Below are 277 nucleotides of genomic sequence, written 5' to 3'. Positions count from 1 at the left end.
TCCGGAATTAATGCCGTTTGATTTTAAAGAAGAATACGCTCATAAAGTTGTTAAATGGGCAGCTGAAAATAGAAGTGTTGGGACAGTTGTCCTTGTCTCATCAGATAACATGGCAACTAACTGGTCTGATGTCGCTATTGTGGCGAAGGGATCTCAAGAAGTTGAAAAGTTAGTCCTTCAATTGCAAGAAAACCAGTTTAGAGGTCCTGTGGTTTTTGCAAATCGATATGACGGAATAGACTTGCCAGGTGACTCGTGTCGACTACTTGTTATGAAT

The 277-nt window shown here is 40.4% G+C and carries 1 pseudogene; it reads left to right on the top strand.

Going from position 1 to position 277, the window contains the following annotated elements:
• Positions 1-277: pseudogene (locus R0J87_RS19890) on the top strand (helicase); the annotation flags it as partial.

This window comes from Halomonas sp. SIMBA_159, from assembly GCF_046536035.1.
In the GTDB taxonomy this organism is placed as follows: Bacteria; Pseudomonadota; Gammaproteobacteria; order Pseudomonadales; family Halomonadaceae; genus Vreelandella; species Vreelandella venusta_A.
Note: the sequence above shows the minus strand (reverse complement) of the source record. Positions and strands in the feature narration are given on the sequence as shown.